11 protein-coding genes are annotated in these 13,915 nt (G+C 57.2%); 2 read left to right on the top strand and 9 right to left on the bottom strand.

Annotated elements, in window-relative coordinates; genetic code table 11:
- Positions 1–156: 156 nt before the first annotated feature.
- From trfA to B7X65_RS22295, 5 genes are all read right to left on the bottom strand, one after another.
- Positions 157–1,143, bottom strand: coding sequence for a plasmid replication initiator TrfA (gene trfA / locus B7X65_RS22315; protein WP_293596448.1), 987 nt, complete (start codon positions 1,141–1,143; stop codon positions 157–159).
- 906 nt (positions 1,144–2,049) lie between these two features.
- Complete coding sequence (locus B7X65_RS22310) at positions 2,050–2,823, bottom strand: chromosome partitioning protein ParB (RefSeq protein ID WP_293596447.1); 774 nt, start codon at positions 2,821–2,823, stop codon at positions 2,050–2,052.
- A 75-nt stretch (positions 2,824–2,898) separates the two neighbouring features.
- Positions 2,899–3,615 carry an IS6 family transposase gene (locus B7X65_RS22305; protein ID WP_293596446.1) on the bottom strand — a complete coding sequence of 239 codons (717 nt, stop codon included), beginning with the start codon at positions 3,613–3,615 and terminating at the stop codon, positions 2,899–2,901.
- Between the two features lie 63 nt (positions 3,616–3,678).
- Positions 3,679–5,223 (bottom strand): IS21 family transposase, encoded by a 1,545-nt coding sequence (gene istA, locus B7X65_RS22300; protein ID WP_293596462.1) that lies wholly within the window; start codon positions 5,221–5,223, stop codon positions 3,679–3,681.
- Between the two features lie 134 nt (positions 5,224–5,357).
- Entirely contained in the window at positions 5,358–7,004 is a 1,647-nt protein-coding gene (locus B7X65_RS22295; protein WP_293596445.1) for a replication initiation protein, read from the bottom strand.
- A 439-nt stretch (positions 7,005–7,443) separates the two neighbouring features.
- On the opposite strand from B7X65_RS22295, the gene B7X65_RS22290 reads away from it, so the two are divergent.
- The gene (locus tag B7X65_RS22290) at positions 7,444–7,941 is read left to right on the top strand and encodes a hypothetical protein (RefSeq protein WP_293596444.1); all 498 of its coding nucleotides are present in this window, start codon (positions 7,444–7,446) and stop codon (positions 7,939–7,941) included.
- A gap of 8 nt (positions 7,942–7,949) precedes the next feature.
- Here the strand turns inward: B7X65_RS22290 and B7X65_RS22285 are convergent, their stop codons facing one another.
- The 4 genes from B7X65_RS22285 to B7X65_RS22270 form a co-directional block, all read right to left on the bottom strand.
- Positions 7,950–8,993, bottom strand: coding sequence for a ParB/RepB/Spo0J family partition protein (locus B7X65_RS22285; protein WP_293596443.1), 1,044 nt, complete (start codon positions 8,991–8,993; stop codon positions 7,950–7,952).
- Positions 8,990–9,679, bottom strand: coding sequence for a ParA family partition ATPase (parA, locus tag B7X65_RS22280; protein ID WP_293596442.1), 690 nt, complete (start codon positions 9,677–9,679; stop codon positions 8,990–8,992). Before parA ends, B7X65_RS22285 begins: the two co-directional genes overlap by 4 nt.
- 347 nt (positions 9,680–10,026) lie before the next feature.
- Positions 10,027–12,312, bottom strand: coding sequence for a phage integrase family protein (locus B7X65_RS22275; protein WP_293596441.1), 2,286 nt, complete (start codon positions 12,310–12,312; stop codon positions 10,027–10,029).
- A complete protein-coding gene (locus B7X65_RS22270) occupies positions 12,305–13,102 on the bottom strand; it encodes a YkgJ family cysteine cluster protein (protein WP_293596440.1) in 798 nt (265 codons plus the stop codon). Before B7X65_RS22270 ends, B7X65_RS22275 begins: the two co-directional genes overlap by 8 nt.
- Before the next feature lie 426 nt (positions 13,103–13,528).
- On the opposite strand from B7X65_RS22270, the gene B7X65_RS22265 reads away from it, so the two are divergent.
- Positions 13,529–13,762, top strand: a complete 234-nt coding sequence (locus B7X65_RS22265; RefSeq protein ID WP_293596439.1) for a hypothetical protein — start codon at positions 13,529–13,531, stop codon at positions 13,760–13,762.
- Positions 13,763–13,915: the final 153 nt, after the last annotated feature.

Below are 13,915 nucleotides of genomic sequence, written 5' to 3'. Positions count from 1 at the left end.
TGCGCTTCACTTCGCTCACTGTGACCAGCTCGCGGGAGGACTTGCACCTCCGGGAGTGCGCCCATGCTGGGCGCACATGAAAAAGGGGCCGGTCATTGATGACCTGGCCCCTTTTTTCTTTATGCCCTGCCCTATTCGGTGCGAGCTAACCGCCAGCTATTTTGCGCGTACGAGTTTCGGCCGGAGCTTCTTCTGGACATTCACCGTGTCGTTGACGATGGTGTAGTGCGTCAAGAACTCGACGTCCACCAACTTGTTCAGCGCATTTTTGATGTTGCGCCTGAAACTGCTCAATGAGTCACCGGATCTGCACAACTCGTAGAGTTTTTCGACTTTGAGCGGGATCGGGTCCCGGTGTGACGAATAAAAAGAGTGCAGCCACTGGGCAACTGTTGCCCGTGTCCCGATTTTTTTCCGAGTTTCCCATTCGAGCAGGGTTGTAGTGTCCTCCATAAAGAGGATAGACACCCTCGGCTCAAACCGGACCATCCAGCGCGCATTACCTTTCGCATCGATGGCCTGCCATGCAAAGTCTCGAATTAACGAACCGCTGTAGGCGTTGTCTTTATTGTTGGTGCTGATCTCGATACCGGTTACCTTGAGGCGCTGTATTGACTCCTGGGCCCTTTTGTAAGACTCCGAGTGCATTCGCCATCCCAGGTCCTTCACCAACTGATACCCTGAGAACAGGATCTGGTCGGACATCGGTTGGTCCCGCGCGAGATTGATCAGGCTCATCCAAACGCTTAGATCGTCCTGTTGGAGATCCTGCCCCGTGTAAGTGACTTGGTAGTTGGAGAGTGATGCAATGGGCATCTTCTGCATGAACTCACGGTTTTCCGTGTTCTTAACGCTGAAGAGGCCGGAGCGGATGAAGGGGTTGGGAACGCCCCGGTTCTCATCGTCCCACATCGGCAGAACTGCCTGAAGCACCCGTCCTTCAATTTCTGCTCCCTTGCGAATCAGCGCTTGGGTTGTGCGATCTTTAATCTTCTCAAGAGAGCTGGTGATCCGGGTTTGCCGTGCGCCCGCCGACAATGGTGGTTCTGGTGCCTTGACTACCCTTGGGAGCTTCTTGGTCTTACCAAGGATCTCAAGATCTGTGAAATCAAGCTTTTGCATCGGCTGGGTAGCTTTGTACATAGCAACCTTGTGGAAGTTTGGACGATTAGATTGTCATTGCGGATATGCGTCAAGGCCAACTATTAGCGGAGCAACACGGTTTTGGTACCCGCTCCCGAATTCATGTTTTCAAAAAATAGATTTTCGTTTGGCCTGCGGCGGTTGGTTATGCACAGCGCTTCGGACTTAAAGAAGATTAAAGATAGACTTCAGAAGACTTGCGCCTCTTGAAAGCTAGCACTGGTGCGGGTTGCAGAGGGTTTTCTCTGTTCAAGCGCTATTAGCGGAATGGCGCTGCGCTATTAGCGGTGTGTCCTTCCGCTATTAGCGGTGTGACACACCGCTATGCCTTGCGACCTAGTTATCCACAGCCCGCAGGTATTAGCGGAGCAACACGATTTCTGGTCAACTCGCTGCAAGAGAGGTTACTAGCGCAGCAACACGTTTGCCAGATCGACCTCACTATTAGCGCTTCAACACGGACCTTGACCAGTGCGGCCGAGGTTTGACAGCGAAATGGTGCGTTTGCCGCTTCAACTATTAGCGGAGCAACACGCCAGGCGCCGTGCCACCATCGCCAACCCATAGCGGAACAACACGGCGGTCGAGCTTTGATCAGTGCTGAGCGCTGGCATAGTGGTACAACACGCTGTTCCCTGCGGTTGTAGACCTTTCCCGGTGGGATTGGGCCGAAAACTATTAGCGGAGCAACACGAAACCACGGGTGTTTCCTTGGTCCTAACTATTAGCGCATCAACACGTTTTGTTAAATGTAAGCGCACACTACCTTTGAAAGTGGCGTAATTGCTAGAGATGATTAACTGGAATTAGGTTTCCCGTGTTCAATCGCTAATAGCAGATAAGCCGCTCATTTCAGCGAGAGAAATTTTCCTAAATTCGCCGATTTTAGGGAATTCAACCCGTCGATCAGGACGCAGGGCCCAGTTCATACTGCCCTGAGCAGGCCTTTTCAATCAAACTCTTGAGCTCTTCGCACTTTGCAGGCGAGAGCCCTTTCATGCTCAGGTCCAGCTGGCCCCTGGCGGGAAAGACCTTGATGATTCCCTTGGCGCCGGCGTAGCTGATGCTGCTCGACTCCGCGCGCTGACGAGTTTTCGGGCCTTCCAGCTTGGACTTGATGAGCGCCTGGACTTGCGTCTTGCTCATATCCTTTGCCTGGACCTCGTCAATGATCTCAGTGGCCAGGATCTCGTACTCCGTTTCCCGTTCGGCGAAGTCTGGTTGCACGAAGATCGCGCTGATTTCATAGGCTATGGTGAAGGCGCTTGTTTGGTCATGGTCAGCCATTTTCCGCATCAAGCGCTCAGGAATTTTTCCGATGCGAAACAGCATATTCACTTGGGACTTGGTCATCGGCGAACCGTCGCGCTGCGTCAAGTCCTTGCCGGCCTCCTCCTGTGTGCCATACACCCCCTCGTTTATCAGGCAGGTGATGCGATAGGCGGTGTCGAGCGCGGTGTGGTCAGTTCGCTCATCATTGAGCCTGGCCGATTCCTTGTAGAGCTCTCGCCTGCTCGCTGGCTCGGCGACGATCCGGACGATCAATTCGGGGCGCCCCCCACTTCGGGCGCCACGCAGGCGAGTTCCGCCGTTGATCAGGACAACGCGCCCGTTTTTGACGAAACCGTTTGCAGGATCGTCCTGGTCGTTCTTTTGCAGCGACTCCGTAATACGGTCCACGTCTGCAGCTCGATAAAAGGGTTTTGTTGCATTAATGACTGGCGGTCGCGAAGAAGCCAGTTGGCGTTCATCTGATCAGAATGCCAGTCCATAGAACTGGACAGCTGCGGACTCGGTTGATCCGGCGGGACAGTTCAGCTGCCCCTTGCGAATCATGTGCATGGTCTCGATTCCGGCGATGACGATTCGAGCGCTCCAAAAGGACTTGAATCCGAGCATCGGTCGCGTAACCCTTTTGATGGCACGGGGGTCTTGTTCAACGATGTTGTTGAGGTACTTGTTTTGACGCATCAGGATATCAACGCAGCCGTCGGCCTTGACGCTCTCAATGGCCGCCGTGTTGGCGCCGCTCTTGTCAATGGTGATCTTCTCTGGCACATCGTGCAGGTTGATGGCGCGCTCCAGAAACCGTCGGGCAGCAGCCAAATCGCGCTTGGCCGTGAGAAGAAAGTCAACCGTATCGCCTGCGCGGTCAACCGCGCGGTAGAGGTACTTCCTCTGACCGGCTACTTTGATATAGGTCTCGTCCATCCGCCAACTCAGACCAACGGGTCGTTTGCGCCGCCGGAAAACAGCGGCCAACACCGGTAACATTTTGATTGCCCATCGATGCACCGTGGTGTGGTCGACAAATACGCCGCGCTCCCGCATCATTTCCTCGACGTGGCGCAGACTCAGCGGGTAGGCAACATACCAGCGCACGCACGTGAGCATGACTTCCAATGGGTAGTGAAGTCGTTTCAAGACCTTCTTCAGGGAGCTGTCGATCAAACTCTTGCGGAAATCAAGCATGGCTCGGATTGTCGTTTATGTTTACTGCAACAGAACCCTTCAAACTGCTGATGATTTGCGCGCTCATGGTTGGACCTCATTTGCCGCAGATGGGACGACTGACTGGCGCAAGCCGTCATAGCGGGCCACATTGGCTGTGGGCTCAACGTGCAGCTTTAACGGCAGATGCGCCAGCTCAAGCGCCATGGCCTCGCCCAAGTTGGCTGCTGGCGTATTGCTTTTAAGGCGTGCCAACACGTTCAAGACATGCTCACCACTGGGCTTGCCAGATTCCAGCGCCAACTCGGCAGCGACGAGTACCGCATCAAGTCCGTGCACCGGTACGGCAGCCAGGACTTGCGCCATGACCGCATCACCGCCAGATTTGCGCATAAGAATCGCTTGCAGTTGCTTGAACGCCGCAGGCATGGTCTCAAACGGTGCGCCGTTGCGCAGCCCACCGGGCTTGCGTTCGAGCAGGCTGATGTAGTGTTGCCAGTCGTAGAGGGTTTGACTGCGATCAAAGCAGCGCTGGTGCGCTGCCACCCGCACGCCATCGGCCACGGCGGCAATATGGTCATGGTAGATGCGAAGGCTGACGACACTGTTGGCGTGCTCAGTGGGAACGCTGTAGCGGTTACGCTCCAGATGAATCAAGCTGGTGCTGGAGACCCGCGCCAGCAATTCCACATAGCCGTCGAAGGGGCGTGGTACAGGCATCAGTTGGGTTTGCTCGTCTTGCAGTACGTCGGCCACTTTCATCGCGGGGTACTCTGGGTGATTGAGCTCAGCCCATGCGGCCTTGCTTTGCTCTGCCAGCCACGCGTTGAGTTCTGCCCAATCGGCCCATCGCTTGTCTTTGGCGCGGTGCCAGATGCTGGTGCGCCGGTCGCGCACGTTCTTCTCCACGATGCCTTTCTCCCAGCCGCTGGCAACATTACAGAACTCGGGCTCGAACAGATAGTGACCCGTCATGGCTTCAAAGCGGGCGTTGATCTTTCGCTTTTTGCCTGCCAGCACCTGATCGACAGCGGTTTTCATGTTGTCGTAAATGCCGCGCTGCGGTACACCGCCGAAAGCTTCGAACGCTCTGGCGTGCGCGTCAAACAGCATTTCGTGGCCTTGCCCGGGGTAGGCCACCAGCCAGAATGCACGGCTGGCGCACAGCTTGGTGTGTGCCAGCTCGACGCGACGCCTGATCCCGCCGATAAAGGTGTACTCGGTGCTCCAGTCAAACTGGAAGGCTTCGCCCTGCCTGAACTTGAGCGGAATGAAAGCCCCCTTGGCAGCGGCCAGTCCTTCCTGGATCTTCCACAGTCTGGCAAATGCGCAGACGCGGCCGTAGCTGCCGGTGTAGCCCAATTCACACAGCGCCTGCCACATCTGCCCCTTGGTGCGCCGCTCGCGCTTGCCGCGCCCGCTATCGGCCTTTAGCCACAAACTTAAAGTCTCGGTGTACGCGTCCAGTTTGCTCACGACCACGCGTGCCGGGTATTTGGGCTCGACCATCTCGGGGTCGCGAAGCCACGACCTGACGGTGTTGCGGGACATACCCGTTTGTCTGCAAATCTCTTTAATCGACTGTTTGTCGCGAAAGTACAAACGCCTTATCTTGGCTAATGTTCCCACTTTGATCACTCCTGTCTCCTGTGCATAACTTGGCATGCACAGACTTTCTAACAGGGGTCAAATTTCAATGAAAATAACTGCCCGTAAGGGGTCAATTCTGGGTGGAATTCAACACTGGGACTTCACCGGCTACATCAAGCAGGAGTAGCGCCGCCGGCCGATTGGGCCGCCTCCAGGCGCCACATCATCCAGGCCTCAAAGCTCTGCTCCTCGGGATGAATGAGCAGATGGGCCAGTCCTTCGGGCTTTTCCTGCCCAAGCCAGGTTCTCAGCAAGGACAGCGCGCCGACGTTCTTTGGCGTCCAGCCCTTATCCAGCAGCAGCCGCACCCGGGCGCCCATCTCACCATTTTCCATGGCATCTAGCAGCTCCTGGCGCGCCGGCTCGGGCAAGGAAAACAGCCTGGTGGCAAAGGTTTCGGCCTGGAACCGGGCAAATTCGGTCTTCATGCGATCGCTGCGTTCCAAGGCCAGGCGCTGTGCCTCGGCTGCGCGTGCCTCTTCCTCAAGCTTGTCGTCCAGCAAATCATCCGCGCCGGCGCCGCCCGCCATGTTGGAGAGGATCCCCCCAAAGTAGGCCTTGTGGCTGGTGATCGGCTTGCCGGACGCCTTGAGCCGGTCCTCGGCCGATTTCAGCCGGTTCAGCGACTCGGTCACCACTTCATATGAGTGGGCCTGGCTCATGTTCTCGATCTCCTGGTCGGTAAAGCCCAGCGATTTGAGTGTCTTGAGCAGGTCTTCTGACCAGGTGAGCGGCAGCCCCAGCGAGGCCTGGGACTTGGGGATGAACTTGAACTGCAGCCTGGTGACGCGTTTCCCGTTGAAAAGCTCGAGCAGTTTGAGGGTGTGGTTCAGCGCCGGCGACTCGTTCACCCGCCGGATGGCATCCAGGAGAATTCGCCGCTTGAAGTCGCCATAGCCCGTGGCTCGCTTGCTGCCGTCCTTTTCCTCCTTGACGAACCGGGACGGGCCGACCAGCAGCTCTATCCAGGTGTGGGTCGGCAGCGGTGCCGTCACCTTGGCCTGGGTGCCGATGTACCGCCAGCAGTTCTGGTACAGCGCGTAGCTGGCGGCCGTGCTCAGGCTTTCCATTGCCTGCAGGCTCAACCTGGCCCAGATGGTCGGTTCCAGCACGATCTCCAGGATGGCCGGGTCGATGGAAAAGCGGATCTGGCCACGCCGGTGGTTGCGCCCATAACCCAGAGACGACAGGAAATGGCTCTTGAACTCCCAGGTCGTGGTGTTGTCCTCCCCCACCACGTTCCACTTGAGAACCATCTCGAACAGCTTGTCCAGATCCTTGTAGATTCGTTCGTAGTTCTTGCCTGGGATGTTGGCCAGGCGGGCCAGGTCAGTGATGCTGACCTCGAACAACGGTGAGCTCCGCTCCTGCTGCATCTGGGTAAGCTGCAAGCGATCGCGCTTGCGATAATCGAGTTGGGCCACCAGAATGCAGGCATCGAACAGGCGCCGGCTGTTCAGGTTCTGGGCATGCTCGGCGCGCGAAGGCACCGCATGCAAGATGGCTACCGGCTTGCGGAAGGTGTTGAGCGTCTCGGGGATGTGCAGGTCGCCAGGCGGGAAAAGCGAGGGCTGATCAGCCTCGTGGTGCCGCATGTCGAAAAGCCGGCCGTCCTCTGCCGGTGGGTCCAGTTCGGGTATGGTGGCAGGATCGGGGTCATCTTTCACATCGCAATAATAACCGATGGCAATAGCCGGCAGTGTGTTGCCATCATCACTTCCGGCCTGGTGAAAGTATGCAGAACTGCTGCCTTCAGCCACCAGGGATGCCTTCGTGAGTATGCATTTTGGTTAGCTTTTGCATGCCGACGCCACACAAAGTATGCAATTCGGTCGGATTTGTTCGATAAGTCCTTGATTTTATTGAGCAAAAAGCCCGTGAAACTCTTGAATGTTTACGGAATGACTTGAAACCAACGGAACAGGGCTGCTCGAAAATGCCCGGAACTGCAGTAATTGGCTGCAATGTGGGCCGCAAACCGTCGGTTTTGTCTTCAATATGGAGATCGGGAGCCAATACCGAGAGCCGGCCCCCACCTTCAAGGCTGAAAACCGTCAGTTCTGCATACTTTCACGCCAGCATGCGGTGTGCAGTCCAGGGGAAAACAGTGAATCAGGCCCCAAAACGAGCTGCTGCATATCTGGAAAGAGTATGTGCGTATGCTTTTCACACGCGTTGCTCAGCCTGTACACTGTCTGCGTGAACGACGACTCTCCACAGTTTAAGCTCAATGCGCTGGTCGGCTCTGCCCTGCGCGGGCTGGTCCAGTCCGGCGCTGATGACCAGGCGATCGGCGCTTTCGCGGCCGAGCACCGTGAGCGGGTTGCGCAAATCCTCGGCATGGTAGCGGCACCGGTCGCTCCGGTGGATCTGCAGGCCGTGATCGAGTCCGCGGTCGCCCAGGGGATTGAAAAGGCGCAAAGCCAGGGCCGTCTGGGCAAGCCGCGGCGCCAGGCCGGCGCTGCCCGGCGGGTCTATGTCGTGGTCGCCGGCGCCAGAACCTCGGTCACCATCCCAAGTGCACTGTTTGAGGAAGTTGCGGCTGCCGGCGGTGGTGCCAAAGAAGCACGGCGCCTGGCTGAGCAGTATGCAAATCAGGCGCCGGATGAGGGAAATCGGTCAGGTTGGACGGTTGAGCGTCTCAGGGGGCACCTCGCATTGCACGATGCCCCAGGGGCTGCACAGCCCCGCCACTGAATTTAGGTTTACTCGTTCAGGCCGAAGCGGGTACGCAGCTCGGTCACCAGGGCGGCGCGCTCCTTCGGATCCGTGAAGCTGACCTCGAATGCGACACGACCGTTGTCCCACTCCTTGAGCGAGCCGATCTGCACATCTCCGGAGCGGATCTTGTACTGACGCGAGTTTTCTTTCTTGCGGCGGGGCGTGCCCGCCCCTTCCGTGCGCTCGCGCAGCGCAGCCACTTGCCGTGAAGTCAGGTCTTCGTTGATCACCTTGTCGACCAAGGCCAGCAACTCGGGTTCCTGCAGTTTCTTGTTCAGCATGGCAATCTCATACCCGGTCGACACCCCGAACTTGTCCGGCGCCGTGCTCATGCGTTCAACGACGGATTTGGGCAGATCCATCAGGGCGAGGGTCTTGTTGATCGTTGCCTTGGACATGCCCAGCATGGTCGCGATCTCGACCTCGCTGTCGACCACCTTGTCGTCAATCAGCTTCTTCCAGGCGAAGGCGTTGTCGAGGGTGGTCTGGCCTGCGCGCTCCTCGTTGATGCGCCAGCTCATCATGTACATCTCGACGTTGGCCATCGGCGGGATAACGTCCAGTTCCATCTCGGTGATGTTCGCCTCGACCGCGCCCTTCTTCCGATAAAGTCCGTCGATGACGATGTAGTCGCCGGGAATCGTTGGGTGCGGAACGGCCTTGGCGGCCACCATCTGGCCATTTTTCTTTAAAGATTCGGCACGTTCGCGGATCTTTTCCTGGCTATAAATGAAGCGGGCGTTGTAGGGGTTCTCGTGGATTCGGTTCAACGCAACCTTGATCAGCACGCGGCCGCCCAGCGTGGCGGCCGGCAATACTGGAGTTTCAGCGCTGAAACTACGCGTAACTGGAGCGGCTGCGGGTGTTGCCGGCTCAGCCAGGCCTTTTGGGCGATCGTCCAGCACTTCGTCTGCCTTGGCAAAGCGGTCCTTCACGACCGCCTGCTCCTCGGCCAGTGATCTGCGCATCAAGGCCTGGCGATCGACCTTTTGGGTCTTGCTGGGGGTCTTTGTGGCGGTTGCACTCATGCTGGAACTCCTTTCTTCTTGCGGGCTGGCAGCATCAGCAGCTGCAAAATGTTATCGGTCATTGCTTCGACCTCGTCGATGGCAGCCTGTGCCCGGGGGACGCTGTGCACGGTGGTGCCCAGGATCTGGGCCTCACGAAATGCTGTCCTGGTGGCCAACATGTTCTTCAAAAGGGGGATTTCCTTGTCGTCATCGAGGACAGCCAGCAGGTCATTTGCCAGCGATGTCCTGCTTTGAACCATGTTCGCGACCACGAAGGCTTGCAGCGTCTCATTGGTCGCCTGAGCTGCTTCGGTAAGTTTTTTGGCAGATTGAGCCGCCCAGACATCGGCCGGGCTGGGGACCACCGGGATGAGGGCCAGATCCGAAATCAGCATCGCAGAGCTCGGCGCGGCGGAATTCATTGAGGGCGGGCAGTCGATCAGGATGACGTCGTAAGCATCCATGTGGTTCCGCACTTCCTTGTGCATCTTGCCTTCCATGGGGGACAAGCTCATCACGGACGCTGGGAACGGGTTCTCATCAGTCGCGCCGGCAGCCCAGCGCACGGCGGTTCCCTGGGGGTCCATGTCCACCAGGAGGACCTTGAAGCCCCGAAGCCCCATGGCGCCGGCCAGGCTCATGGTGAGCGTGGTCTTGCCACAACCCCCTTTTTGGTTGAATACCGTCACTACCTTTGCAGTCATATGCATCCTTCCTTTGTTGGTCAGAGTTTCAGCGCTGAAACCTTGAAACGCCCTTGAGTGGCGTTTACAACAAGAAGTTTATTCAGATTAAATGAATATTCAAGCAAAAAATGCTAATCGATAGCAAAACAAGAACAAAATTGGCTTTTTGGCAACACTAAAGGTTTTGGCTTGAGAGTTTCAGCGCTGAAACTTTCGTGCGCTGCCCGTTGATGCGCCGGAGCGCCCAACTCGAGGGTCGGCAGGGGTCATGTGAAACCCAGCAGAAACAGACCTAAGTCCCTGTCGACGCTCGGCGCCCACAGCGCCCGGTATTTTGATGTCGTTGGCTGAATTCTTAAACCGATTTAAGCTTCGTTGAAGGCGAGTGGGTCCACCAGTTTTACAGCATTGACCTTGGCCGAGTCATCCTGGTCGATGTACCCAGACGTGGTGTTGATGGATGCGTGCCCCAACAGCTCCTGAGCCAGCTTGAGGGCAAATCTTGAATCGGCTGTGCGCAGCACTTCATGCGCAAAAGTGTGGCGCATCCAATGGGTGCTGACACGACTGATTCGGGCCCTGGCAATCGGATCCTGCTGTTTTTTGGCGAGCGCTCGGAAGAAAGACTTGAGGGTTTGATAAATTCCTGCGGCACTCAAGGCTGAGTTGTCATTTTTCAGAACTGTGTCGTTCGTGATTTCGCGGGTATCAGAGCGCACCGGCGATTCGAGTGCAGCGACAAGGGGCGGATCTGCCTCAAAGCGCGCTAGCCTATCTGCCTGGTCGCTATGCAGCAGCTTCCAGTCATCGTGGTGATCTTTGATCATGTTTAGCAACTTCTTGCTCACTGGAACCCGGCGCTCTTTCTGACCCTTGCCAACCAGCTTGAACATCATCTGATCGCTGCTCCCGTTCACCAAAGCATTGGTCACTTGGCTCATCGTGGTGGTGGAAAGCTCTTCACGCCTCATCCCTGTCGTCAGTAGAAGGTGAAGGATGAGGCGTGTACGTTTGGCCTTTGCCCGCTCCCCAAGATTGTCTGACTCTAGACCGGGCAGTTCCTCAAGGGCGTCTCTAACAATGATGAGGTCGCTGGAATTGAGGCTACGGGTCGCATCAAACGCCTTGTCACCACCTGGGTCGGGACTTGGCTTGACATCGGCGAAAGGGTTTCCTGTGACGTAGGAAGCCTTCATAAGCGAAGAAAAGAGGATCTTAAGGACTTTCAGTGCGTAATTCTGCGAACGCTTGGAGAGCTGGCCACGAAAGGGCGCCCAGCGGGGATCTTCACGAGCAACGCGTTTGGTCGATATGTTTTTCGCAGGTATGTATCCAAGAAACGACTGATACGCCAGCGCCTCGCTAAGTGAAACAGAGGACAACGCGGTTTTACGTTCGTAGTAAAGCCACCCGAGGAACCGTTCAACTTCACGACGGTAGGCGTCTACGGTCCGATCCCTGCCGGCGACCTGGTAGGTGTTGAGCCAGATTTGGACGGCGTGAAGGTCGTCCTTGGCCCCCCAAAGATTTGGAACGTGTGGCCTAAAAATGCCATTCCGGCCGTCGAACTGGCTGGGAACGGAGATGAGTTCGAACGGAGCGAAGCCTTCCTGACGCGTCAGGGTCGCCTTGTCCGGGGCGGATACACCATCAGGCTGCATCACCAGGGTGAGTACCTTGGAAGCTCTTTCAAGAGCTTTTATGCCTGTTTGCAGCGGTGGGGTAGGGCGCCAGTTAGATGCCGCCCGTGTGATGGGTGTGCGCAGGGTTGGATGAGACTCGATCCAGCTGACGATGCGCCCAGCTCGGCCTGGCCCAAGGCCTTTGACGGTTCTGTGCCAAAACCGACCATGCTTGGAAATATGGGCGCTAAGCTGGCTGAGAGTAACGAGACCTTGGCTCTGAAGCGTTGCCGCAATCGTTGCACCAAGCCAGCCGGAGATTGGATCTCCATCGTCAGGCTCCCGAGCCAGTAAGCTTTGGAGCGCGTTGATGGCTCGGACTTTTTCGCCAACGCTGACGTACTTTTGGATGACTGCTGTATCCGCGGGCAGCGGCTCAGAACCATCAGCAAGCTCCTTGAGGTGTTCTTCATACCGCTCGGCCAACTCTTTTTGGCGGTATAGGTCTGGGTCAATGGTGTCATACCACTCTTCGAAAGAGATGATCGCCTTCACCCTGGTTGCATCTTCAGCCTGCGATTCAGCCGCTGTAGGCGCTGTCAGGGCATCCGCACTCAACGTCCTGGCACTGGGATCCGGCGAGAGTCCTGCGGCCTTCAGAATCCTGTTCTTGAGGTCCTCGTACTTCGCATTGATGGTGTGGCCGTGCGGAACAACAGGGTTGCCCTTTGCGTCGAAGTGGACGTTGGCATAGAAGCGCTTGTACGACTCAGCCGGCGTCATCCCTGAGATGACCCCACGGACAAACGAAAAGTCTTCAACGGTCAAATGCTTGACGCCTGCATCCAGCCCAGCGGCGAACTCGCCGTGCATGGTTTTGCTGGCGGCTCCTGGTGGGCGGCCGCGCTTTGGTTTTTCGGGCAGGGCAGGGTTGCTGGCAGATGGGGGTGGTGTCTCCAGCTGGGTGGCGACATGGACGGATCGGGCCGGCTCCTGGCTCGGATCGATAGGGTCGTAGCTTTCAGGCATGGTTTTCATCCTGGATTTTGAATGGAGGAGGGCAGGGGACTGCTCGACGCGGGCGCTGGCCCAACAGGTGTTCGGGGAACCACTGGCGCAGGTCGGCGGCGGCCCTGGGCTCGCCGGCGATCAGTACCGCAACCGCCATGAGCGGCCGTGTGTCCACGTAGGGCACCGGCACCTCGGCGCCGGAGGGCAAAAGCTCACAGAGCAGGGCGTCTTCGTCCATATTGAGGTGGCTGCGGCAGACAGCCGGGCGCTCGGCGTAGATGCTGCAACGTCCGCCAGCCAGAAAAGGGCAGGGCGAGTTATAGCCTGTCACGGACGCGGGCTGGTGCTCAGCCAGCGGCACCGGAGCGCGGCCGATGGCCTTGCCCAGTGCGCGCGCCTCCACTGCGCTGATCTTCACCGGAATGTGGCAGCAATGGCTGCAGCCGGCACGGCAGGCCGCGTGCGGCGCGAAAGCGCTGGACAGGGCGTCCGCTGCGCGCCGGTGCCAGGCCACCCTCTGGACTTGCGTGGGCGCTTTCACGGCGACATCGAGCAGGTTCAGCACGCGCTGGGTGGCCGCTGCCGGCACTTTGGCGCACTGGCGCGCAGCGGTCTGGGCCGCACTGGCCAGTCGGGTGTTGACGGCGTCCGGAAACTCGGGAGACGGCGCAACAAGCACGCCGTGGTGCAGGTAGTCTAGCGCCTGGTCGAGTGTCATAGGTAGCGGCCTCACCATCGGGTCTGGGTCGGCTGTGACCGTGAACGTGTGTACCCGCCCCTCACTGTCGGCCGAGTTGTTTTCGTTCATCAAGTGCTCCTGCGCGTCTTGGTCGGAGTTCAGCATTAAGTGAGAAAAATTCAGAGTTGTTTGACAAGAAATTTATAAAAATCAATCACTTAGGCAATTGGCGGGCGAAATTTTGACCTACGATTTTCGACAGCCCGCGCTTGAAAATGTCAAATTTAGTCGTTATCCTAACAGTAGTTAGTACAACACATCGTGTTTATGCTATTTTTTCTAACGCCTGGTCAGCCCGAAATATCTATGAAACAGCGTCATCGCCGCCCTTAAGCCGTCTTACTCGCCTCCGTGCTGGGCGCCGGATGCGCATCCACACCAGTTGCTACCAGCACCCAGGTCCCACCGGGTACTGAAGTCCTCCTGAACAACTCATACCGACTGATCGAGGCCTTTAATCAGGATGACAGCAAGACGTGGTCGGAAATACGGTGCTTGAGTTCGACGAACGATGCGAAGGTTTTGGGACTTGCCTCAAGCAAGTTTTTTGGCAAGTTTTCGTCCCCTCGGCTGGTGGCGATCTCCTCGGTGTCGGAGGCGGGCAACTCTACTGGCCAGTACAAATGGCGTCAGGTGGTTATTGAAGTGAAAGCAACCGGCTACCCAGTCGGCAATCTACTTCTGAAATTCGTTGCGGAAAAGTCAGGCTGCGTCGGGTTGTTCTACTGATTCTTAACGCTTAAGTTTGTCATCATGTCAATGATACTTCTGCTGACGCAAGAATTGGGGTCTCCTCGTTTTCAGTGCAATAAGTGACGGTACGCAAAGCTAGCACTGGCGCGGGGGTGGTCTGGGTAGACCGTTGATTTCATTGACTTTCCT

This window comes from Polaromonas sp. 39-63-25, assembly GCF_002278925.1.
In the GTDB taxonomy this organism is placed as follows: Bacteria; Pseudomonadota; Gammaproteobacteria; order Burkholderiales; family Burkholderiaceae_C; genus Polaromonas.
This window is presented reverse-complemented; position numbering and strand designations above follow the sequence as displayed.